Below are 24,010 nucleotides of genomic sequence, written 5' to 3' on the forward strand. Positions count from 1 at the left end.
CTGCAAAATTAATCTTTTTAACGATACTTTGCAATTTTTTATGAAAATACTTTTTTAATCCTCGTTACCATAGTATTGGGTGCCTAATTCTATTTTCTCCCGGCCGTTTGCCATGCGCCATTTATTGGTGTCGCGCAGCGAGTAGGCACAGCCGCAATATTCCTGCATGTAAAATTTTTCCCTTTTGCTGATTTCCAGCATGCGTGTAGAGCCTCCTTTTTTCCGCCAGTTAAATGTCCAATAATCCATGTTTGGATATCTGGAGGCTGCACGAAATCCACAATCATTGATCTGCTCCATGTTTTTCCAGCGGGAAATACCCAGCGAGCTTGATATGACATCAAATCCATTTGCCGCTGCATATGCAGCGGTTTTTTCAAAACGCATGTCAAAACACATGGTACAGCGTACACCTCGTTCGGGCTCGTGTTCCATGCCCTTCGCCAAATTAAACCAATTGTCCACATCATAATCTGCGTCAATGAACGGGATATTATGTTTTTCTGCAAAGCGAATATTTTCGTCTTTGCGGATGTCGTATTCTTTACGTGGGTGGATATTCGGATTATAAAAATAAATGGTGAAATCGATGTCGGAGGAAATCAATGCTTCCATTACTTCTCCTGCACAAGGTGCGCAGCAGGAGTGTAAAAGTAGTTTTTTGCCGGAATTCGGAAGACTTAACTTTTCTCGTGTGAGTTCTTTATTGCTATCCATGGTTCTAATTTCAGATCCTGCAATTTTAAGTAAATACGACGATATTCTAAAACATATTGTAAACTTGTGGCGTTATTATTGCATTTTTCGTTTAAATCATATCTATAAAAACTAGATTACGACTTACATTTTTTTACTCGTCGATTTTAGTGAATGCAAAGCATTTTATCTAAGTTTGTAATATAAATAAATACGCATCTTATACAATGAATAGATATATCTTTTATATAGTAACAGTGATCTCACTGATTTGTTTCAGTAGCTGTCAACGTGACGACGACGAACCGGTGAAGGCACTGAAGCCTATTTCAAGGTTATATGTTTCTACTTCTAACTATCAGGCGAATACAACCTCGCCCGCGTTGTATAACGTTTTCGTAGTGTCTCCCGCAGATTCTAATTCTTTTGAGATAGATCCGCTTTCTCGTCATACCTCTTCCGCACTTGGAGGTAGTGCGATACATTTCAGCCCGTATGCACAAAGTATCTTTCAAAGCAGCATGAATGCACCTGCATACCGAGATACGTCGATATATGTCATGCCGGTTAGCGACAAAGGTGTGATTTCAAACGGTAATGTAATAGGAAACCGAAGGTTTAATAATGTGAAGGGATTGTGGTATTATGTCCATAATACCCCTGGAAATACGACAAATATTACAAATAATTATTTGTTGATGACAAATTTGGGTGTCGACACCGTGAGCTTGTTTATAATCGATCAACCAAGGAATAAAAGAGGGTTTACCCGACCAAGATATGAGTTGATGTTGGATTATCGGCCATGGAGTATACAAATGGACGTGGATGATCTGTTGCTTTCAAGAACAGAGGATAATGGAGGTATAGTTGTTTATAAGAATTTACCTGCCGCACTCGGACGCGATACCGTGCTTAATATAGAGCCTACCTACGAATTTACGGTAACCGGGGCAAATAATATACGCGGACTCTCGTATTCGAGAGATAGGGATGTATTAGCGCTTACCGATTATTCCGGGGACGCCGTGGGTAGTGGACGGATTTTGATCTTCGAGAACTTCTCACAGTACACCGGTTCGACAACCATTACACCAACACGTATTATAACAGGTACGAATACCTTATTACATCAACCGATTGATGTTGCCTTAGATACTCGGGAAGGTGAAGATGATGCATTGTTTATTTATGTAGCAGATGCAGGGGCCCAGACGCGAAGCATTCTACGGTTCAAATTGTCGGATAATGGGAATGTTGAGCCGGATCAGGTTTTGGAAATTTTAAATAACCGACAGACACCGCAATCTATTTCATTGGATTCCAGAGGTGTGAACAGGTAGTTTTAATCGTCTTCTAAGATTTGTAGCAAGAGGGCTACTTCGTCTTTTTTTTCGGTATTTCCTTGGTTCTCGTAGGCGGTCATTAAATTGCGTAAGACGCGTTTTACGATGGCTAAATTGGAACAAGGCAATATGTAGTCATCTGATGGGGGAAGATTTAGCTGTTTAAGAAACGAAAAGATATCCTCCTGTTTCATGATTTGCCCCCTATTAAAAATGTTGATATAAAATAGAGGCACGTTTTCGGCTTCATTGTCGATATACGCTACCACGAAATGTTTAGGCAGATTGATTCCGTAAATGGGAATATCTAACTTCTGTGCGACGATCGCATAAATGCAGGATAATGTGATTGGATTGCCCTTCTTGGACTCTAATACTTTATGGATAAAGGAGTTTTGTGGGTCGTGGTAATTCGTGGTATTGCCGGATAGACCGAACTCCCTAAATAAGACGTTATTTAATAGTTTTACTTTCTCAACTGGACTCATGTCATACATGAGGTGATACCATGCATTTCTGCGTAATTCTGCAATTTGAAAATGTACTACATCTTCATCAAGAGCAGGATACTGATATCTATTAATGATAAGTAACCCTTCTAATAAGTCATCGCTGTTACTTATTTTCCAGAGTTGCAGCTCGTGCTTTATCTGATCAAATTGGATTCGATGTATAATATTTTCTATTCGAGTTTGCGACAACACGTCAAACGATGCCTCCCAGGATTCTTCAAGAAGAGGAATGACTTCTGGTCCACAGGTCACAAGATGTTGTTCAACCTGACTGAATATTTCGCTGTCAGGGTCATCTAATAACGAAATCAATGCCTTTAGTTCCTTCTCCTTCATATTCGAATTTAACTAAATTTAATATAGATTGCAAATTGTTGCTGCAATTGCGCTGATGTCTGTTCATTAAGTCCTTTTGTTTCCTCATAAATCTTTATAAATCTTTTTTGAAGGAGTCGTAAAGTTAGAGGGGGGTAATGAAAATGAAGGATTAATTTAGGCAGTTTTTTGCGCCTCGCATTACCTATCCGTCGCTGCCACGACGGGGCCTTCATTTTTTTGCTTGACCAAAAAAACGAAGCAAAAAAAGTCAAGGCTGTACCGTATTTGTCGTTCCGGCTACGCGATGATGCAGTGCGCAGCTCTTAGGCCTCCGGCGCACTATCCCATTTCAAGGGCTGAGATCTGCTTGGTTAAGTGCTCGCTGTACGGTTCTGCAGCACATCATCTGCGGCCGGCACGTCCAAATCCGCTAAGGCCGTCTTTTTGAGTCTGCCGAACACAGGGCTTTCATAATGAATGTACTATCCTTTCATACCCGACAAATGTCGCCTTAGTCATTTGCCAATAGCAGGAGGAGGCACTAGCCATTGTGGCAAATGGGTACAGCGACGATTTTTTCCTTCTTTTTATAAAAAAAAGAAGTCGCCCCGCGCCGGCGAAAGAGGCGCATAAAAATTGATTAAGAAAATCCTTCATTTTCATTAATCTTCTATTTTACCTGTCCATCCAATAAATTAATAACCCTATTTCCATAGGTGGCATTTTTCTCTGAATGAGTTACCTGTATGATCGTCACACCATCTTTATTGAGTTGGCTAAACAGTGATGAAGCAATGTTGATTTCCCCGAACCTGAAGGACCCATGATTGAAATAAACTCGCCTTGTTCGATCGTTAGGTTGATGTCCTTAAGTACAAAACTACGTGCTCCACCTATAGTGTACCATTTGAATATGTTATTTAGCTGTATCATTGTTTTCGTATTTATCCCCTAAATCCCACAAAGGGGACTTTTCGCTTCGTTGTTTTATCTATCTTCCCTAATCTTTTCTCCTCCGTCCAAAATTATTTGCGCTTAACCTCTATTAACTCATCCCACAAACTGTTGCGGGATATGCCTGTGCGACTTTATCGGGTTAATAGTTTCTAATTATGCGATATCCTAATCGAGTTACAATTGATAAGCCAATGGTGTATGTTGTTTGTTACCAGTAAATTGTGTTTTTACTACTTTGTGCTACTGTTCGATTTCGAACAGCCACTTGTACGTCTACGGACAATAATATGTGCGCATTTAGGCTCATATTATTCTGTAAGGGGATGGTGTTAACCGCCTACGAATCCAAATCCGCTAATGCTAAGTCTTCACAAAGGACTTTCATCATTTCGCAAGGATCTGTATCAATGGACAAAGCGATCAGGTACATTTCATCCAAGCGTAGTTTGGCGGTTTCGGTCATGGTTAATTCATTGACCCTAGCCTTGCTAAGTCCGGTCTTACGGGCCACCATCGACTTATTAACTGATTTCTTCGCTAAGTATTCTCCTAATTTAGTCATTGCTTTATATCTATTTGTATAGATAAATGTATAAAATGTGAGTTTTATTTAAACAAATGTTTTGAATATTGATATTAAATCTATTTCTTTGTATAGAAAAGCTATATAAATTAAACTATGAAAGAAAAAGTATTTAAACCCAAAACAAAGGTATACAAGCGGATTTGTTCTTCATTTGAAATGATGATGTATTACCGTATGATGTTATTACGGATTTCCCGGAATTTATCTCCTATTGAGATTTCTTTTTTAATGGGAAAGCGTCTAGATTTTATACATAAAATAGAGGCATTTAAACTGAAGAAGATAATGATGGCAGATCTGTTTGATATGCAGCGGGCTTTGGATATAAAAAGTATAGGGTTTCTTTTTTCGAAGGGTATAGAAAGTCACGATGATAATTGTCATTATCAGTTGACGGTTAGGGCATTGAAAAGCAAAACTATCCATGAAGTACAGAGGTTAGATAAGGAACTGAATGTCTTTGTCAGTGAATTTAAACTGATCGACAAAAGGCATGATATAGACTCGTATTCGTCGTCAACTTTGCAGGAGTTAGACGAAATAAAAACCTTCATGAGAGAATTATTTGTTGAGGGTTATTTTAAAGAAAAGAGGGGGCCGTATGAGATTTACACAAAGTGTTGCACCGATATGGATCAATATCTAAGACCGAAAAATGTGCTGAGCATTTTGCAGGGTGATTCCGAATCACCATTCTCCATTCAGCGAATAGAAAGCAAAGATGGGGCTTTCTATATGGAGCATGGGGTATAAAAAAGCAATTAAATTTTTTAAGCCGTAGGTTTTACCAATTATTAACCCCCTTCCTCCCCGATCGGTTATTTTTTATTTTTTCGCACCCTACGGCTTATTTGTAAAGACTTCCGTCCGATGCTTCGTCCCAGCTCCTGACGAGATACTTACTGCGCTTTTGGGATTGATTTCCTCCGTATATCAACACTTTTTGCACAGGTATTTCCTGATGGCTTTCGAATTTGTCCAACTGTTTAAACATTTCTGTGGTTATTGTCTTAGCCGCTTTTATTTCTGTCGCTATAAAGGTACGGTCAACCTTCCAAAGGAGGTCGATTTCATTTCCGTTACTGTCCTGCCAAAAATATAGATCGTTAAATTGATAAAGGTGATTGGTGCTTTTCACGTGCTCTGCGATAATCATATTTTCGAATATGTTACCTCGGGCCTGATCCAATAACAATTGTTCTGTTGTTTTTATACCTAAAAGAAAACATAATAATCCGGCATCGTAAAAGTAAAGTTTGGGTGTTTTGACTAATCGCTTATTCCTGTTTTCGTAATAGGGGTGAAGTAGAAATGTGATGTAACTGCTTTCTAAAATAGACAACCATTCTTTAGCCGTATTAAAAGATATATCGGCTTCGTTAGCCAGCGCAGAAAGGTTGAGCAGTTGACCAGCCCTGTTGGCACATAGCTTGATGAATTGTCTAAACTGTCGGAAATCCTTTATTTTTAATAGCTCGGTAACGTCTTTATCGATGTAAGTTTGTAAATAATTGCTGTAAAAGATGGAAGGATTAATCTCCCGATCATAAATAGCAGGATAAAAACCCCGCAGTGTGTTGTCGGCGTAGTCTTCGGATAGAAGTTGGTGTGCTTTTAGTTCTTCTAGGTCAAACGGAAGTAGTTTGAACAAGGCTACTCTGCCCGCTAGAGATTGCGTTATACTTTTTAGTAAATTAAAGTTTTGAGAACCGGATAAAATATATTGCCCCATAAGTCCGCTTTCATCTACGCGCCCCTGTAGATAAGAGAACAGCTGAGGAACACGTTGTACTTCGTCCAGAATGACGTACTTATCATAAAGATCCAAAAAAGCCGTCGGATCGGATTCCGCAAACTCCCGAATGTCTGGATCTTCCAAAGAAATATAGCGATATGTAGGGAACGTGTTTTTGAGCAATGTCGTTTTCCCAGACTGTCTGGGGCCAGTAAGGGCTATGATAGGATACTTGTCCTTTACTTCGTTTATTTTATTCGCTATCCTTCTGGTTACAAACATCATTCAATCCTTTGACAGGACAAATGTAAATCATTTTGATGAAATTACATAACTTCTATTGATGAAATTACATAGACTGTACTGATGAAATTACATAACTTCTATTGATGAAATTACATAGATTGTTTTACTCATCCCTCAAACTATCCACGGGGTTTGTTCTAGCGGCATGTGCTGCACGAAAACCTACAACGGCTATAAAATCTTGTTAAATATAGAAATAGCATACTACTTAATGCGAGTTTAGCATAAAGGAGGTCAGTATGATTTTTGGAGCAGTTTGAGTAAAAGTGATAAATCTTTGGGAAACAATAATTAATTTTGCGGAGATGTTATTTTACTTTAAAGCCATAATCCATTTTCTCTTTTCCAATAGTAGACATGGTACACATTCTCCATTTGTGTATAGGCTAGCTGATGAGGTAATTTACGCATCAACTAAGCAACAGACCAATGGAGATAGTAAATCCGGTCTTCTTATTAAAGAAATCGCAGCATATTATAGCGCAGAAATAAAACAGGATAAATCTGTATCGGGAGGAGCCCTGGATATTTCCATAGAAAAATTGCAAGTAGCAGAGGTCGCGGACTTACAACATCGCTTCACCATACTCTTTTTAAGAGATATACATAAGAACCTTTCTAATACACGAAAATGGAACAACTTAACCAAAGAAGATGCTTTTACCGTTACGATAGATCTGTTCTATTTTGGAATAGTGTGTCAGCGGGAAGGGCAGCGGAAGGAGCATTTTAAGCTCCGTTTCCCATTTTGGAAATACTAAAAGGCTTCACTGATACTTAGGTAAAAGCCAGACTGTCTTTTTTCGCCCGATCTCTTTTCACCATATGCATAATCGAATCGAATCGTACTGTTATGCTCTAAACTAAAGAAATAACGTATTCCTCCACCAAATGAAGGTACTAGCCGTAGGTTGTGCTGAGGAGAGAACGTACTTCCTGTGCCTCCAAAGACAACAGCTCCGAGTCTTGGAATTATTCTATAGCGTAGCTCTGCCTGTGTAGCTGTGTAACTCTTGTCTTTATAACGTCCCAGGTAATAACCTCTCATTGTCATGTCACCTCCTAAATCCCTAAAGGCATAGAAGGGAATATCTTTACCGATGGAAGCCCTATAGAGTGTTTGGACAGCGGTTGTTAATTTGGGTGTAAGGGGATAGAAGTATCTTACGTCCAGTTCGATTTGACTACCTACGAAATTTTCTCCGCCCCAGAAGTTGGGAGCATAAGCATATTTTATTCGGCTGTAAAGGCCCGATGTGGAGTAGGTTGTGTTATTCCGAGTGTCGAATAGTGCGGATACTCCTAACGCGAGGTATTTTCCACCTGTTTTTCCCAGTACTTCATTTGATTCGAAAATGCCTCCAGGCTCTTCATCCGTAAAGGAGAAATGTTCAAAATTAGCATTTACTCCTAGATAGAGCTTTGATGATATTTTCTTTTCGACATCGAACTTCGCTCTGAAGAGTTCTTGGCCGATATAGTCTTCATTAATGAGTAATGTTTCGTTGCCAATGCCGTAAAAATTGAACGGCCAATCTCTAAATCTTAACTCGGAAATAATATGATAATCGTTGTTTTTCGTCCAGATGTCTGATGTTAGTTTTATGTTTTTCTGTTGCTTGGTGGTCATGGTTGCCATCAATGTCAGATTGGATGTTCGGCTGTTTAAATCTGATTTATCCGTATAAAAATTATAAGTAGATGCGAATCCGTATTCAAATCCTGATTCTTGTGCGTATCCCACTGCCGGTAAAGCGATGAAACTTGCTCCTCTGGAGGAATCTTTTTTGGATGATAAAAACTGTTTGATTGTCTTTTTTATAAAATTATTGTTTTCTTGGGCGGCTAGGGGTAGAGAGAGTAAGGTGCAAAGACAAAAAATAAAATTTCTTTTCATGTAGTTTTGATATCGCTTTTACGTGTTTCAAACATAGATAAAATGCTTTGCATTCACGAACGCCTAAAACAAAAAAGCACTGTTCGTAATTACTTCAACTATGAAAGCTAATTATTCATCCATGTTCTTTCTACGGCCTGAATGAGCGCTACGCGGTTCATCGTTCTCTCCTGTGCCTTTGAAAATTGAGAACGTAGCGGAAATATAATCGAGATGTTTCGGAATAGAAGGTGGAATTGGAATTGAAAATTATTTCATTGCATATCAGCACAATGAAAAGAATGGATATGTTTTTTTAGAAAATACTTTTGTAAAGTTCTTTTAGTACCTATCTTTGCGTCATCAAAAACAACAAGGTTTATGCCTAAATTGGTTTTTGAGTCGTTCTTTAAGGAAAAAAACTTTTTTTTAAAATACTCTTGCAAAAGTGAAATTAAATTTTGATTTTTGCACTCGCTGTTCAGAAGAACAGATTGTTCTTAGAGATTATATTAAAAGAAAAATATTAGCCTCCTTAGCTCAGCTGGTAGAGCAACTGACTTGTAATCAGTAGGTCATTGGTTCGATCCCGATAGGAGGCTCTAAGCGACGCAAGTTGCTGGTCTGGAGGGGTTCCAGAGCGGTCAAATGGGACGGACTGTAAATCCGTTGCTTCGGCTTCGAAGGTTCGAATCCTTCTCCCTCCACACTAAATAGTTTGTGAACTGTATCAGGTTAATCTCTGGTTACAGTTCGCAAGCAAAAGCGGAAGTAGCTCAGTTGGTAGAGCGATAGCCTTCCAAGCTATAGGTCGCGAGTTCGAACCTCGTCTTCCGCTCTTTAATATCAAGATTTTAAGTCTCTATCTTTCATGATAATCATGTAATGTAAGGTGGAGGCAATAATCTGTAAATAAGCTTTTGATAAGAAGCCGAAGTAGCTCAGGGGTAGAGCACTTCCTTGGTAAGGAAGAGGTCGTGGGTTCAAATCCCATCTTTGGCTCGAATAATTTAAGTTTATTAACTTTGTAAAGAATTTAATAAAGAAATATTTAATAATTACTAATTCGCATAAACATGGCAAAAGAGAAATTTGACCGTAGTAAACCACACTTAAACATTGGTACAATCGGTCACGTTGACCACGGTAAAACTACTACAACTGCAGCTATCACTAAAGTATTAGCTGATAAAGGTTTATCAGAAGCTCGTTCATTTGATTCAATTGACTCTGCTCCTGAAGAAAAAGAACGTGGTATTACAATTAATACAGCACACGTTGAGTACTCAACAGCGGCTCGTCACTACGCACACGTTGACTGTCCAGGTCACGCGGATTACGTGAAAAACATGGTTACTGGTGCTGCTCAAATGGATGGTGCGATCATCGTAGTAGCTGCTACTGACGGTCCTATGCCTCAAACTCGTGAGCACATCTTATTGGCTCGCCAAGTAGGTGTTCCTGCATTAGTTGTTTTCATGAACAAAACTGACTTAGTTGATGACGAAGAGTTGTTAGACTTAGTTGAAATGGAAGTTCGTGAATTATTGTCGTTCTACGAATACCCAGGTGATGATATTCCTGTAATCAAAGGTTCTGCTCTAGGTGCATTGAATGGTGAGCCGGAGTGGGTTGAAAAAATTATGGAATTAATGGATGCTGTAGATAACTACATTCCGATTCCTCCACGTTTGACTGAGCTTCCTTTCTTGATGCCGGTAGAAGATGTATTCTCGATCACAGGTCGTGGTACAGTTGCTACAGGTCGTATCGAAAGAGGTGTAATCAACTCTGGTGATCCAGTTGAGATCTTAGGTATGGGTGCTGAGAACTTGAAATCTACAGTAACGGGTGTGGAAATGTTCCGTAAAATCTTAGACTACGGTGAAGCTGGTGATAACGTAGGTTTATTGTTACGTGGTATTGAGAAAACTGATATCCGTCGCGGTATGGTTATCTGTAAACCAGGTTCTGTAACTCCTCACGATTACTTCAAAGCTGAGGTTTATGTATTATCAAAAGCTGAAGGTGGACGTCACACTCCATTCTTTAACAAATACCGTCCACAATTCTATTTCCGTACAACAGACGTTACTGGTGAGATTTCATTAGCTGAAGGTACTGAGATGGTAATGCCAGGTGATAACGTTACAATCACTGTTAAGTTGATTTCTCCTATCGCTATGGAAAAAGGTCTACGTTTCGCTATCCGCGAAGGTGGCCGTACAGTAGGCGCTGGTCAGGTAACTGAAATTTTATAGTCTTAATAGATTATAATACTCAATATAAAAATAAGCTAATTAGCTGATGCTGATTAGCTTATTTTTTCTAAGGAAATTGGGTTGCGTAGCGTTGAAAAAAAGTAAATAATATTTGCTGTAATGTATCGTAAATACTATATTTGCAGCATTAAAATAATAACTACACGGGCATAGTTCAATGGTAGAATAGAGGTCTCCAAAACCTTCGATCAGGGTTCGAATCCTTGTGCCCGTGCTAACATAACTTAAGTAACTACTAATGGCTAAAGTACTTGATTTTTTTAAAGACTCTTATGTTGAGATTACAGAGAAAGTAACTTGGCCTACTTGGTCTCAGTTGCAAAATCATGCAGTTGTTGTACTTGTTGCATCTGTTTTAATCGCATTGATTATTTTTGCGATGGATAAAGCTTCAAGCAATGTGTTAGAGGTGTTGTACGGTACAGCTTCTTAATTTTATCAATCAAATATCTATGGCTGATCAAAGTTTGAAATGGTACGTAGTGCGTGCTGTAAGTGGTAAGGAAAAAAAAGTAAAGCAATATATAGAGGCTGAAGTAAGTCGTCTTGGTATTCAGCATTTGGTTCCTCAGGTTCTAATACCAATGGAAAAATATTATCAGATGCGTGATGGTAAAAAAGTTGCTAAGGAACGTAATTACTATCCAGGATATGTGCTTATCGAAGCTTCTTTAGATGGAGAAATCGAACATGTAATTAAGAACTTAAACAGTGTAATAGGTTTCTTAGGTGATAAAGCGGGTAACGCTATTCCGCTTCGCCAAGCTGAAATAAATCGTATTTTAGGCAAGGTAGATGAGATGGCTGAGCAAGGAGAGACGATCAATGTTACGTATTATGTGGGAGAGGCAGTGAAGGTTGTAGATGGGCCGTTTAACGGTTTTACGGGTGAAATCGAAGAAGTTCACGAGGATAAAAAGAAATTGACAGTCATGGTTAAAGTTTTTGGTCGTAAAACGCCATTGGAACTGAATTATATGCAAGTTGACAAAGAATAGTATGTCTTTATAAACAGGAAGGCCCTTTTGACAATCAGAAGGGCCTTCCTGTTTATAAAGAATAATGAAATATTTTGCATATTAATTTGCTTGCGACTAATATATTTTATATCTTTGCACCTCGTTTGGTTGCAAAGCTATGTTTTCAATCAAATGAATAAATGTTACGTTATCTGCTTCCAACTTACTAACAAACATTTAACACATTAAATTTATAACAAAATGGCAAAAGAAGTCAGTGCGTTAGTAAAATTACAAGTTAAGGGCGGCGCAGCCAATCCATCTCCTCCAGTAGGACCTGCTTTAGGTGCTAAAGGTGTGAATATTATGGATTTCTGTAAGCAGTTCAATGCTCGTACGCAAGACAAACCCGGTCAGGTTTTACCTGTTGTCATTACTGTTTATGCAGACAAGTCATTCGATTTTATCATCAAAACTCCACCGGTAGCTATCCAATTGAAAGATGCTGCTAAATTAAAAAGTGGATCGGGTGAGCCCAACCGTAAAAAAGTTGCTGCGGTAACTTGGGAACAGGTTGAGACAATCGCGAAAGATAAAATGCCCGACTTAAATGCATTTACAGTAGAGTCAGCTATGAAAATGGTAGCTGGAACGGCGCGTAGTATGGGTATCACTGTTTCAGGTGACGCTCCTTGGAAAAATTAATTAACGAAATCAGTTTAAGAAAGTGGCTAGATTAACAAAAAATCAAAAAGCGGCACTATCCAAAATTGAAGCTGGTAAGGCGTATTCTTTACAAGAAGCTGCGGCTTTAGTGAAAGATATTACGACAACTAAATTTGATGCTTCAGTGGATATCGACGTTCGTTTAGGCGTAGATCCACGTAAAGCGAATCAAATGGTTCGTGGTATTGCGACATTACCTCACGGAACTGGTAAAACTGTGCGTGTTTTAGTATTGTGTACTCCTGATAAGGAGGAAGAGGCTAAAGCCGCTGGTGCCGACTACGTAGGTCTTGACGACTATATCAGCAAAATTGAAGGTGGTTGGACTGACGTTGACATCATCATTACCATGCCTAGCGTGATGGCAAAAGTAGGTAAATTGGGCCGAATTTTAGGGCCAAGAAACCTAATGCCAAATCCTAAAACTGGTACAGTAACTACCGACGTAGGTAAGGCTGTAACAGACGTAAAAGGCGGTAAGATCGATTTCAAAGTTGACAAAACCGGTATCATCCACACTTCAGTTGGAAAAGTGTCTTTCCCTGCGGAGAAGATTTATGATAATGCTTTAGAAGTATTACAAACTATTGCAAAATTGAAACCTTCGGCAGCTAAGGGAACATACTTCAAGAGTATCCATATCTCATCAACAATGAGTCCCGGTATTCATATCGAAACTAAATCAGTAGCTGGAATTTAATCATGAGAAAAGAAGAAAAACAAGAAATTGTTCAAGCTTTGGCCGAACAGATTAAATCTTTTGGTAATTTTTATATTACTGACACAGCTGATTTAACTGTTGATAAGATCAATGGAATTCGTCGCAAGTGTTACGAACAAGGGATCATCATCCAAGTAGCTAAAAACTCATTAATCGAGAAGGCACTTGTTGAAGCAGGAATCGATTCAGAAGAATTGCGTAGCGTACTGAAAGGTGCTTCTACGTTGCTGTTCTCTGAATCAGGAAATGCTCCAGCGAAGTTGATCAAGGAATTGCGTAGAGCAGGCGACAAGCCTGTGTTGAAAGCGGCATACGTTCAGGAGACAGCCTTTGTAGGTGATGATCAACTGAATGCACTAGTTACCCTTAAATCTAAGGATGAACTTGTTGCAGACATTATCGCAGCACTTCAATCACCAGCGAAGAATGTTATTTCTGCACTTCAATCGGGCGGAAATACTATCTCAGGTTTAGTAAAAGCTTTAGAACAAAGAGGATAACGAACGCCTCATTAATTTAAAAGTTCGTAATATTAATTAACAACATTATTAAGTAAATTCAAAAATCAAAATAAAATGGCAGATTTAAAACAACTTGCTGAACAGTTAGTAAACTTAACAGTAAAAGAAGTTAAGGAATTAGCTGATATCCTAAAAGACGAATATGGTATCGAGCCTGCTGCTGCTGCTGTTGCAGTTGCTGCTGCTCCTGCTGACGGCGGTGCTGCTGCAGTTGAAGAGAAAACATCTTTCGATGTAATCTTGAAAGAAGCTGGCGGTTCAAAACTAGCGGTAGTTAAATTGGTTAAAGATTTAGCTGGCTTAGGTTTGAAAGAAGCTAAAGATTTAGTTGACGGCGCTCCTAAAGAATTGAAATCAGGTGTTTCTAAAGACGAAGCAGAAGCTTTGAAAAAACAATTAGAAGAAGCTGGAGCTGTTGTTGAGATTAAGTAATCTCAAATAAAGCCCCAAAAGGTTAGACTCTGATAGCATTTCTATCAGAGTCTATTCCTGTTTTATACTATAAGTCTTGTAAGGAGTGGTGCTGGCTTCTTTACATTTACAACAAAACAGCACAGTTAAGTTCAGTTTTTTTAAACTAAAATCTTATTCCCTTGGCAAACAGTAATATTCAAAAAGAAAGAGTAAATTTTGCTACAAGTAAGAAGGTAATTGATTACCCCGATTTCTTGGATGTGCAATTGCAGTCTTTCAAGGAGTTTTTTCAATTAGAAACTACTTCTGATAATCGCCATCAGGAAGGGTTGTACAAGGTTTTCGCGGAAAACTTCCCTATTTCTGATTCAAGAAACATTTTTGTGCTAGAGTTTTTGGATTATTTCATTGATCCTCCTCGCTATGATATCCAAGAGTGTATCGAGCGTGGTCTGACCTATAGCGTGCCTTTAAAGGCAAAATTAAGATTATCTTGTAATGATGAAGAACACGAAGATTTCGAAACTATCGTACAAGATGTGTATTTAGGTACAATTCCTTACATGACTCCCAAAGGTACGTTTGTTATCAATGGTGCTGAACGTGTTATTGTGTCTCAATTGCACCGCTCTCCTGGTGTTTTCTTTGGTCAGAGTAGACACACAAATGGTACTAAACTTTATTCTGCTAGGGTAATTCCTTTTAAAGGTTCTTGGATTGAATTTGCGACAGACGTAAACAACGTGATGTACGCTTATATCGATCGTAAGAAAAAATTCCCAGTTACTACTTTATTACGTGCAATCGGTTTTGATTCGGATAAAGATATCTTAGAATTGTTTGACCTTGCAGATGAAGTAAAAGTTAGTAAATCTGGTTTAAAGAAATATATTGGTCGTCGTTTGGCGGCTAGGGTATTGAAGAAATGGATTGAAGATTTCGTGGATGAAGATACAGGTGAAGTTGTATCTATTGACCGTAATGAAATCATACTTGAACGCGAAACTGTCCTAGAAGAAGATCACATTGATTTGATCATTGATGCCGGTGTAAAATCCATTATTCTGGCTAAAGATGATGATTCGAACAATGCGGACTATTCTATTATATATAATACTTTACAGAAAGATACGTCAAATTCTGAAAAGGAAGCGGTAGAACATATCTATCGACAATTGCGTAATGCTGAACCACCTGATGAGGAAACTGCTCGTGGGATCATTGATCGCTTGTTCTTCTCAGACAAACGTTATGACTTAGGAGATGTGGGGCGTTACCGGATTAACCGGAAGCTTCAATTAGATACGGCTGCTGAAACGAAAGTTTTAACCCGTCAAGATATTATCGCGATCGTGAAGTACTTGATCAACTTGATCAATTCAAAAGCTGAGGTAGATGATATTGATCACTTGTCAAATCGTCGTGTACGTACGGTAGGTGAACAGCTGTATGCCCAATTTGGAGTTGGTCTAGCTCGTATGGCGCGTACAATTCGCGAGCGTATGAATATTCGTGATAACGAGGTGTTTACGCCAACGGATTTGATTAATGCACGTACATTGTCGTCCGTGATCAATTCATTCTTTGGTACTAACCAGTTATCACAGTTCATGGATCAGACCAACCCTCTTGCAGAGATTACGCACAAGCGTCGTCTTTCAGCTTTAGGTCCAGGTGGTCTTTCTCGTGAGCGTGCTGGTTTCGAGGTTCGTGACGTTCACTATACGCACTACGGTCGTTTGTGTACGATCGAAACTCCTGAGGGACCAAATATTGGTTTGATTTCATCATTAGCGGTTCACGCTAAGATTAATAATTTAGGTTTTATCGAAACGCCATACCGTCGTGTTGATGAAGGTCGTGTTGTGGTGGATGAACCAGTGGTGTATTTATCTGCGGAAGATGAAGATGGGAAAACTATTGCGCAGGCAAATGCACAATATGATGATAATGGTAATTATTTAGATCCTAAAGTAAAAGCGAGATACGAGGGTGATTTCCCGATTATCGTGCCTGAAAAATTAGACTACATGGATGTTGCTCCTAATCAGATTACATCTATTGCAGCATCTTTGATTCCTTTCTTGGAACATGATGATGCCAACCGTGCTTTAATGGGATCTAACATGCAACGTCAAGCCGTTCCATTGTTACGTCCGCAAGCTCCTATTGTAGGAACTGGATTAGAAGGTCGTGTGGCTTCAGATTCCCGGACGTTAATCAACGCAGAAGGAAACGGTGTAGTAGAGTACGTCGATGCCCAAGAAATAAAAATTCGTTATGAACGTAACGAAGATGACCGTTTGGTTTCATTTGACGATGATATTAGGACATATCGATTAATTAAATTTAAGAAAACCAACCAGAATACGTGTATCAACTTAAAGCCTATCGTTAGAAAGGGGCAGAAAGTTACTAAAGGTCAAGTGCTTTGTGAGGGGTATGCTACTGAAGACGGTGAATTAGCTTTGGGACGTAACTTAAAAGTGGCATTCATGCCTTGGCAAGGATACAACTTTGAGGATGCGATTGTAATTTCTGAACGCGTTGTTTCTCAAGATATTTTTACTTCATTGCACATTGAAGAATTCGAACTAGAGGTTCGTGATACCAAACGTGGTGAAGAAGAATTGACGGCTGATATTCCTAACGTATCGGAAGAAGCTACTAAAGATCTGGATGAGAATGGTATTATTCGCATTGGAGCAGAAGTAGGTGAAGGAGATATCTTGATCGGTAAAATTACACCTAAAGGTGAATCAGATCCTTCGCCGGAAGAAAAGTTATTACGTGCTATATTCGGTGACAAAGCGGGAGATGTTAAAGATGCGTCTTTAAAAACTCCTCCTTCCATTAAAGGTGTTGTAATTGATACTAAATTATTCTCACGTGCTAAGAAGATGTCTAAAGAAGTTGAGAAAAAGGCTTTAGAGAAATTAGAAGTAGCACACGATAAAAACTTAAGATCATTAAAAGAACGCTTGGTAGACAAATTATTTACGATTGTAAATGGTAAAACGAGTCAAGGTGTTTATAATTCTTATCGCGAATTATTGGTAGCAAAAGGTGCTAAGTTCACACAGAAAATCTTAACAGATTTAGATTACGCACATATCAATCCAACGGGTTGGACTACTGATGAGGAAAAGAATGAGATGATTAAGATGTCTCTTCATAACTACAATATAAAGTATAACGAAGAGTTAGGCGCTTTCAAACGTGATAAATTTGCTATTTCGGTAGGAGATGAGCTGCCGTCGGGTATTGTTCAAATGGCTAAAGTTTACGTAGCAAAAAAACGTAAATTGAAAGTAGGTGATAAGATGGCGGGTCGTCACGGTAATAAAGGTATTGTTGCACGTATTGTACGTGATGAAGATATGCCTTTCTTAGAAGATGGCACCCCGGTTGATATTGTATTGAACCCTTTAGGTGTACCTTCTCGTATGAATTTGGGTCAGATTTATGAAACCGTATTGGGTTGGGCAGGTCAAAAATTAGGTATGAAATTCGCTACACCGATCTTTGACGGCGCTGAAATGGGCCAAGTGGAAGAGTGGGTTGCAAAAGCGGAGTTGCCTAAGTCAGGACGTACATACCTTTACAATGGGTTGACGGGAGAGCGTTTTGATCAACCTACTACTGTCGGCGTGATTTATATGTTGAAATTAGGTCACATGGTAGATGATAAAATGCACGCACGTTCGATCGGACCATACTCATTGATTACACAGCAACCATTGGGTGGTAAAGCACAATTTGGAGGTCAGCGTTTCGGTGAGATGGAGGTTTGGGCATTGGAGGCATTCGGTGCATCTAATATCCTTCAGGAGATCTTGACCGTGAAATCCGATGATGTTGTAGGTCGTGCTAAAACTTACGAAGCAATCGTGAAAGGTAATAACTTACCAACTCCATCGGTACCAGAATCGTTCAACGTATTGGTACATGAGTTGCGTGGTTTAGGTTTAGATATCACATTAGATTAATCAAGCAAATAGGACTTAACGGATGGAAACATGCGTTAAGTTTCTTTAAAGCTTTAACTTTTGAATAAGTATGTCTTACAAAAAAGATAATAAAATTAAAAGCAACTTTACATCGATCACGATCAGCTTAGCGTCTCCGGAAACAATTTTGGAACGCTCAAGTGGTGAAGTTGTAAAACCAGAAACGATCAACTATCGTACGTACAAACCGGAACGTGATGGTCTATTTTGCGAGCGTATCTTCGGTCCGGTAAAGGATTACGAATGTCACTGTGGTAAATACAAACGTATCCGTTACAAGGGTATCGTATGTGACCGTTGTGGTGTCGAAGTTACAGAGAAAAAAGTACGTCGTGAGCGCATGGGCCATATCTCTTTGGTAGTTCCTGTTGCGCATATTTGGTACTTCCGTTCTTTACCCAATAAAATTGGTTACTTATTAGGTCTTCCTACTAAGAAACTAGATATGATCATCTATTACGAGAGATACGCTGTAATCCAAGCGGGTATTAAAGAAGATGATGGTATTTCGTATATGGATTTCTTAACAGAAGAAGAGTATCTAGATATTTTAGATACTTTGCCAAAAGAGAACCAATATTTGGATGACAATGATCCTCAAAAGTTCATTGCAAAAATGGGTGCGGAAGCATTGGAAGAATTATTGAAACGTATTGATCTTGATCAATTGTCATACGATTTACGTCATCAAGCCGCCAATGAAACTTCTCAACAACGTAAAAATGAGGCATTAAAACGTCTTCATGTGGTAGAGGCATTCCGCGGTTCAAGAGATCGTATTGAAAATCGTCCGGAATGGATGATCGTGAAAATCGTTCCTATTATTCCACCGGAATTGCGTCCGTTGGTACCTTTGGATGGTGGTCGTTTTGCGACATCAGATTTGAACGACTTATACCGTCGTGTTATTATCCGTAATAACCGTTTGAAACGTTTGATTGAAATCAAAGCCCCTGAAGTAATATTACGTAACGAAAAACGTATGTTACAAGAGGCTGTAGATTCATTATTTGACAACTCACGTAAGGTTAACGCAGTGAAAACTGAAGGTAACCGTGCGTTGAAATCATTATCTGACATCTTAAAAGGTAAACAAGGTCGTTTCCGTCAAAACTTATTAGGTAAGCGCGTGGATTATTCCGCTCGTTCAGTAATTGTCGTGGGACCTAACCTGAAATTACACGAGTGCGGTATTCCTAAAGATATGGCGGCAGAGCTTTACAAACCGTTTATCATCCGTAAGATGATCGAAAGGGGTATCGTTAAAACAGTAAAATCGGCTAAAAAAATTGTAGATCGTAAAGATCCAGTTGTTTGGGATATCCTTGAAAACGTGTTGAAAGGTCACCCGGTGTTATTAAACCGTGCACCTACGCTTCACCGTTTGGGTATTCAAGCTTTCCAACCTACTTTAGTAGAGGGTAAAGCAATTCAATTACACCCATTAGTGTGTACAGCGTTTAACGCCGATTTTGATGGTGACCAGATGGCAGTCCACTTACCGCTAGGTAATGCTGCAATTTTGGAAGCCCAGATCTTAATGTTGGCTGCACATAATATTTTGAATCCTGCTAACGGCTCTCCAGTTACAGTACCATCTCAAGATATGGTATTGGGTCTTTACTATATTACCAAAGGCCGTAAATCGGAAGAAAATCGTAAGATGAGAGGTGAAGGAAGTACATTCTATTCTCCCGAAGAAGTTATCATTGCTTTAAATGAGCAACAGGTAGATCTTCACGCTTGGATTAAAGTTAAGACGCAAGTTAAAATAGGTGAGGAGAAATATGCTCAACAGATTATTGAAACGACTGTAGGACGGGTAATCTTTAACCAGATTGTTCCGCTAGAGGTGGGTTATATTAATGAAATCTTGACAAAGAAATCACTTCGTAATGTCATTGGAGAGATCGTGAAGAATACGGGTATGGCTCGTGCAGCGAAGTTCTTAGATGATATGAAGGAATTAGGTTTCCAAACGGCTTTTAAAGGTGGTTTGTCCTTCAACTTGCAAGATTTGAATATTCCTGACGCAAAAGCTGACTTGATCGCTCAAGCTACTAATGAAGTTGAAGAGGTAATGAACAACTATAATATGGGTTTCATTACGAACAACGAGCGTTATAATCAAATTATTGATATCTGGACACGTATCAACAATAGGTTGACTGCGCACGTTATGGATATTCTTTCCAACGATAACCAAGGTTTCAACTCAGTTTATATGATGTTGGATTCTGGAGCGCGTGGTTCGAAAGAGCAGATTCGTCAGTTGTGTGGTATGCGTGGTTTGATGGCTAAACCTCAAAAATCGGGTAATTCAGGAGGAGAAATTATTGAAAATCCGATTTTATCAAACTTTAAAGAAGGTCTTTCTGTATTAGAGTACTTTATTTCTACACACGGTGCGCGTAAAGGTCTTGCCGATACAGCATTGAAAACAGCCGATGCGGGTTACTTAACGCGTCGTCTGCATGATGTTGCTCAAGATATGATTGTCGTAGATCACGATTGTGGAGGCCTACGTGGTATCTATACAACCGCATTGAAAGATAACGACGATATCGTTGAACCATTATATGATCGTATTTTAGGCCGTACACCACTTCATGATGTTTATCATCCGGAAACCAACGAGTTAATCGTGGCAGCGAATGATGACATTAACGAGGAAGTTGGGTATGCGATCGAAGAAGCAGGTATTGAGGGAATTGAGATTCGTTCGGTATTGACCTGTGAATCAAAACGTGGAGTATGTGCTTGTTGTTATGGACGTAACTTGGCTTCTGGTAAACGTGTACAAATGGGAGAAGCTGTCGGTGTAATTGCCGCACAATCCATTGGTGAGCCAGGTACACAGTTGACACTTCGTACATTCCACGTGGGTGGTACTGCATCAAATATTGCCAACGAGTCAACGATCATTGCCAAATACGAGGGTATTGTCGAATTTGAAAATGTTCGTACTGTTGAAAAGCAAGGTGAGAATGGGCCATATCAGGTTGTACTTGGTCGTTCAGGTGAGATCAAAATTATCAGTGACGAAAACAAAGTTCTTTATCAACAAATTATTCCTTATGGTTCCAACTTGTTTGTACAAGAAGGGGAAAAAGTCGAAAAAGGTGTCAAACTTGTTGATTGGGATCCATATAATGCGGTAATCATCTCGGAGTTTGCAGGTAAAGTAGAATTTGATGCTGTTATTGAAGGTGTTACTTTCCGTGAAGAATCTGATGAGCAAACTGGTCACAAGGAAAAGGTGATCATAGAAACTCGTGATAAGACGAAGAATCCGACGATCAAAGTCCTTGACAATAAGGGTGAAGTAATTCGTTCTTACAATATTCCTGTAGGAGCTCACGTTTCTGTATCTCATGGTCAAAAGGTAAAAGAAGGGGCTATCTTAGTTAAGATTCCTCGTTCTACCGGTAAGACGCGAGATATCACAGGTGGTCTTCCGCGGGTAACAGAACTATTCGAAGCGCGTAACCCGTCTAATCCAGCCGTAGTTACTGAAATCGATGGTGTTGTATCATTAGGTGGGGTTAAGCGTGGTAACCGAGAGATTTCGATCGAATCCCGTGATGGACAGGTGAAAAAATATTTGGTACCTCTTTCAAAACATATTCTTGTACAAGATAACGATTTTATCAAAGCTGGTATGCCTTTATCAGATGGTCAGATTTCTCCTGGAGATATCTTATCTATCAAAGGTCCGGCGGCAGTTCAGGAATATATTGTCAACGGTATACAAGAGGTTTACCGTCTTCAAGGTGTAAAAATCAACGATAAGCACTTTGAAACGATTGTTCACCAAATGATGCAAAAAGTTCATATTGAAGATCCTGGGGATACACGTTTCTTAGAAAAAGAAGCGGTGAATAAATGGGATTTCATGTTGGAAAATGACTCATTGTACGATAAGAAGGTTATCGTTGAATCAGGTGATTCTTCGACTTTACGTGCAGGTCAAATTGTTACATTGCGTAAACTTCGTGAAGAAAACTCCAGTCTGCGACGTCAAGACTTAAAATTAGTGGAAGTGCGTGACGCAATTCCAGCTACTTCGAGTCCGCTATTGCAAGGTATTACAAGAGCCTCGCTAGGAACTAAATCATTCATTTCGGCGGCGTCCTTCCAGGAAACCACGAAAGTACTGAATGAGGCGGCAATCGCAGGTAAACGTGATAATTTATTAGGATTGAAAGAAAACGTAATTGTTGGTCACTTAATTCCTTCTGGTACTGGTCTACGTAAATACAGTAATATTATCGTAGGTTCCCGTGAAGAATACGATCAATTATTGGCGTCGAAAGAAGAAGATTAATTATTTCTTTTTCGTATTATATATAATAAAGGCTAGCAAATTTTGCTAGCCTTTATTGTTTCTATCTATCTCCAGAATGTTTTATTTGTTGATCCAGCTGAACAATTGCTTGCTTCGCTCAGCTAGCCACGAATAATCTGTAGCGCCTTCTGGCTCTTGAAATAACTTTGAACCAAGACCGACGGAATATACTCCGGCGTCAAACCATTCCTGAATATTTTTTTCTTCTACATCAACACCACCTGTGGGCATGAATTTTACCTTGGGAAACAAGGGTTTGATCGCTTTTAAAAAATTTGGGCCAAGCGTATCTCCAGGGAATAATTTAACAAGTGGTGCACCTAATTTTTCGGCGACAGCAATTTCAGAAGGTGTCATACAGCCCGGAATCCATAAAATACCTTTATCTAATGTTTCCCGAGCAATACTTGGTTCAATAATTGGACTTACAATAAATTCTGCGCCAACCGCTAAAAAGCTTTTCGCCTGTTCAACATCTTTTATGGTTCCTATACCTAATACCAACCCGGGTAGATGCAAATTCTTATACTCCAACAATATTTTGAAATTTTCCAATGCTTTTTCACCTCGGTTTACAAACTCGAAAACACGAATTCCTCCTTCATAAGCGGCCTTAACAATTTCAATGCATTTCGCGCTGTCATCATGATAATAAACAGGTATTACTGGGTATTTATTGATTGTTTCTAATATATTGTTCATGATTATTTAAATTTTCCGTTTCCAAAATCGCCTTCTACAAATAGCTTTTGATATCCTGCTCCTGTAGCTATTTCAATTATTTCCCGAGCGTCAGTCGTGTTTTTTAAGGCATGAATGAATCCGGCCATAAACGCATCGCCACTTCCTATGCGATCGATGACGGCATTCGTTTCATATATTTGAGAGATGCCGTTTTCTTCTCTTGAATGATAGGTTCCATAGAAGAGATTATGTGTCGGGTTATCCATAAAACGATAGGTATTGGCGATATGCTTCGTTTTATGAAATTTATCAAATATCTCCTTCGCCGATTTTATCGCATATTCATAATATGTTTGAACCTCGGTTTCCCGGTTCAGGGAGTCATCAATAGATGATCCCAGCATTTTATTCGCGGCCCATATATTGCCCATTACTACATCACAGTATTCGACCAATTGAGGCATTACTTCGATGGGTTGTTTGCCGTATTGCCATAGTTTACTTCTGTAATTCAAATCTACTGAAATTGTGATATTTCTTGAACTTGCTTCTTTCAATAAGTAATCTGTCAACGAAGCCATTTGTTCATTAAGAGCAGGAGTAAGCGCAGTCCAATGTAGCCAATCTACATTTTCCAGTAACGACCCGTAATCAATATCTGCTGGATGAAGCTGGCTAAAACTAGAATATTTTCGATCATATATTACCTCTCCTTTGGTAAGACCGTTGGCAGATAGGAGAATATATGATCCTATTCTATCGCCTATTTTAGAAATTTTAGAGGTGCCGACACCGGATTCGTGGAGTACTGCTATAATCTCGGAGGATAGCGGATTGTCGGGAAAAGCACTATAGTAGGAAGTTTTTGTCCCCATTTGTGCCAACGACACAGCCACATTTGCCTCTGACCCTCCCGGATACAATCTGGATAAATTATTGCCTTTTTCAAAAAAGGAATTGCCTACAGCTTGTTGTCTGATCAATATTTCTCCAAAAGATAAAACGCTTTTCAT

20 protein-coding genes and 5 tRNA genes are annotated in these 24,010 nt (G+C 39.1%); 17 read left to right on the plus strand and 8 right to left on the minus strand.

Annotated elements, in window-relative coordinates; all coding sequences use genetic code 11:
* Positions 1-54 precede the first annotated feature (54 nt).
* Positions 55-717 (minus strand): epoxyqueuosine reductase QueH, encoded by a 663-nt coding sequence (locus C4F40_RS02930; RefSeq protein WP_196937889.1) that lies wholly within the window; start codon positions 715-717, stop codon positions 55-57.
* Between the two features lie 206 nt (positions 718-923).
* Here C4F40_RS02930 and C4F40_RS02935 point away from each other — a divergent pair, with 206 nt between their 5' ends.
* Complete coding sequence (locus tag C4F40_RS02935; RefSeq protein WP_196937890.1) at positions 924-2,039, plus strand: hypothetical protein; 1,116 nt, start codon at positions 924-926, stop codon at positions 2,037-2,039.
* A 2-nt stretch (positions 2,040-2,041) separates the two neighbouring features.
* Here C4F40_RS02935 and C4F40_RS02940 read toward each other — a convergent pair whose 3' ends face one another.
* The 3 genes from C4F40_RS02940 to C4F40_RS02950 form a co-directional block, all read right to left on the minus strand.
* A complete protein-coding gene (locus C4F40_RS02940; RefSeq protein WP_196937891.1) occupies positions 2,042-2,890 on the minus strand; it encodes a transglutaminase-like domain-containing protein in 849 nt (282 codons plus the stop codon).
* Positions 2,891-3,625: 735 nt separating this feature from the next.
* The gene (locus tag C4F40_RS21695) at positions 3,626-3,805 is read right to left on the minus strand and encodes an ATP-binding cassette domain-containing protein (RefSeq protein WP_270049216.1); all 180 of its coding nucleotides are present in this window, start codon (positions 3,803-3,805) and stop codon (positions 3,626-3,628) included.
* A gap of 361 nt (positions 3,806-4,166) precedes the next feature.
* Positions 4,167-4,391: a helix-turn-helix domain-containing protein gene (locus C4F40_RS02950; RefSeq protein ID WP_196937892.1), complete on the minus strand. Its 225-nt coding sequence runs from the start codon at positions 4,389-4,391 to the stop codon at positions 4,167-4,169.
* A gap of 117 nt (positions 4,392-4,508) precedes the next feature.
* Here C4F40_RS02950 and C4F40_RS02955 point away from each other — a divergent pair, with 117 nt between their 5' ends.
* A complete protein-coding gene (locus C4F40_RS02955) occupies positions 4,509-5,168 on the plus strand; it encodes a hypothetical protein (RefSeq protein ID WP_196937893.1) in 660 nt (219 codons plus the stop codon).
* A gap of 94 nt (positions 5,169-5,262) precedes the next feature.
* Here C4F40_RS02955 and C4F40_RS02960 read toward each other — a convergent pair whose 3' ends face one another.
* Positions 5,263-6,435, minus strand: coding sequence for an ATP-binding protein (locus C4F40_RS02960; RefSeq protein ID WP_196937894.1), 1,173 nt, complete (start codon positions 6,433-6,435; stop codon positions 5,263-5,265).
* Between the two features lie 326 nt (positions 6,436-6,761).
* On the opposite strand from C4F40_RS02960, the gene C4F40_RS02965 reads away from it, so the two are divergent.
* Entirely contained in the window at positions 6,762-7,217 is a 456-nt protein-coding gene (locus C4F40_RS02965; protein WP_196937895.1) for a hypothetical protein, read from the plus strand.
* On the opposite strand, the gene C4F40_RS02970 is transcribed toward C4F40_RS02965, so the two are convergent.
* On the minus strand, positions 7,214-8,353 hold the full coding sequence (locus C4F40_RS02970) for a BamA/TamA family outer membrane protein (RefSeq protein WP_196937896.1): 1,140 nt from the start codon (positions 8,351-8,353) through the stop codon (positions 7,214-7,216). The two genes, C4F40_RS02965 and C4F40_RS02970, sit on opposite strands and share 4 nt — an antisense overlap.
* Before the next feature lie 508 nt (positions 8,354-8,861).
* Between C4F40_RS02970 and C4F40_RS02975 the strand changes: the two genes are divergently transcribed.
* The 14 genes from C4F40_RS02975 (at position 8,862) to rpoC (ending at position 22,292) form a co-directional block, all read left to right on the plus strand.
* Positions 8,862-8,934: transfer RNA gene (locus tag C4F40_RS02975), tRNA-Thr, on the plus strand.
* A 24-nt stretch (positions 8,935-8,958) separates the two neighbouring features.
* Positions 8,959-9,039: transfer RNA gene (locus C4F40_RS02980), tRNA-Tyr, on the plus strand.
* Between the two features lie 58 nt (positions 9,040-9,097).
* A tRNA-Gly gene (locus tag C4F40_RS02985) sits at positions 9,098-9,170 on the plus strand.
* 92 nt (positions 9,171-9,262) lie between these two features.
* Positions 9,263-9,334, plus strand: a tRNA-Thr gene (locus C4F40_RS02990).
* 74 nt (positions 9,335-9,408) lie between these two features.
* The gene (gene tuf, locus C4F40_RS02995) at positions 9,409-10,593 is read left to right on the plus strand and encodes an elongation factor Tu (protein WP_196937897.1); all 1,185 of its coding nucleotides are present in this window, start codon (positions 9,409-9,411) and stop codon (positions 10,591-10,593) included.
* Positions 10,594-10,757: 164 nt separating this feature from the next.
* A tRNA-Trp gene (locus C4F40_RS03000) sits at positions 10,758-10,828 on the plus strand.
* A 24-nt stretch (positions 10,829-10,852) separates the two neighbouring features.
* Positions 10,853-11,047: a preprotein translocase subunit SecE gene (gene secE, locus C4F40_RS03005; RefSeq protein WP_196937898.1), complete on the plus strand. Its 195-nt coding sequence runs from the start codon at positions 10,853-10,855 to the stop codon at positions 11,045-11,047.
* A 19-nt stretch (positions 11,048-11,066) separates the two neighbouring features.
* Complete coding sequence (nusG, locus tag C4F40_RS03010; RefSeq protein WP_196937899.1) at positions 11,067-11,612, plus strand: transcription termination/antitermination protein NusG; 546 nt, start codon at positions 11,067-11,069, stop codon at positions 11,610-11,612.
* 222 nt (positions 11,613-11,834) lie between these two features.
* Positions 11,835-12,278, plus strand: a complete 444-nt coding sequence (rplK, locus tag C4F40_RS03015) for a 50S ribosomal protein L11 (RefSeq protein WP_196937900.1) — start codon at positions 11,835-11,837, stop codon at positions 12,276-12,278.
* A gap of 22 nt (positions 12,279-12,300) precedes the next feature.
* Positions 12,301-12,999, plus strand: coding sequence for a 50S ribosomal protein L1 (gene rplA, locus C4F40_RS03020; RefSeq protein ID WP_196937901.1), 699 nt, complete (start codon positions 12,301-12,303; stop codon positions 12,997-12,999).
* A 2-nt stretch (positions 13,000-13,001) separates the two neighbouring features.
* Entirely contained in the window at positions 13,002-13,520 is a 519-nt protein-coding gene (gene rplJ, locus C4F40_RS03025) for a 50S ribosomal protein L10 (RefSeq protein WP_196937902.1), read from the plus strand.
* Positions 13,521-13,595: 75 nt separating this feature from the next.
* Positions 13,596-13,973: a 50S ribosomal protein L7/L12 gene (gene rplL, locus C4F40_RS03030; RefSeq protein WP_196937903.1), complete on the plus strand. Its 378-nt coding sequence runs from the start codon at positions 13,596-13,598 to the stop codon at positions 13,971-13,973.
* 161 nt (positions 13,974-14,134) lie between these two features.
* The gene (rpoB, locus tag C4F40_RS03035; protein WP_196937904.1) at positions 14,135-17,944 is read left to right on the plus strand and encodes a DNA-directed RNA polymerase subunit beta; all 3,810 of its coding nucleotides are present in this window, start codon (positions 14,135-14,137) and stop codon (positions 17,942-17,944) included.
* Between the two features lie 70 nt (positions 17,945-18,014).
* Positions 18,015-22,292 (plus strand): DNA-directed RNA polymerase subunit beta', encoded by a 4,278-nt coding sequence (gene rpoC / locus C4F40_RS03040; protein ID WP_196937905.1) that lies wholly within the window; start codon positions 18,015-18,017, stop codon positions 22,290-22,292.
* 81 nt (positions 22,293-22,373) lie between these two features.
* On the opposite strand, the gene C4F40_RS03045 is transcribed toward rpoC, so the two are convergent.
* Both C4F40_RS03045 and C4F40_RS03050 read right to left on the minus strand, forming a co-directional pair.
* Complete coding sequence (locus C4F40_RS03045; RefSeq protein ID WP_196937906.1) at positions 22,374-23,015, minus strand: bifunctional 4-hydroxy-2-oxoglutarate aldolase/2-dehydro-3-deoxy-phosphogluconate aldolase; 642 nt, start codon at positions 23,013-23,015, stop codon at positions 22,374-22,376.
* Between the two features lie 2 nt (positions 23,016-23,017).
* On the minus strand, positions 23,018-24,010 hold the full coding sequence (locus C4F40_RS03050) for a sugar kinase (protein ID WP_231389899.1): 993 nt from the start codon (positions 24,008-24,010) through the stop codon (positions 23,018-23,020).

It is taken from the genome of Sphingobacterium pedocola (assembly GCF_015209965.1).
GTDB classification, from domain to species: domain Bacteria; phylum Bacteroidota; class Bacteroidia; order Sphingobacteriales; family Sphingobacteriaceae; genus Sphingobacterium; species Sphingobacterium pedocola.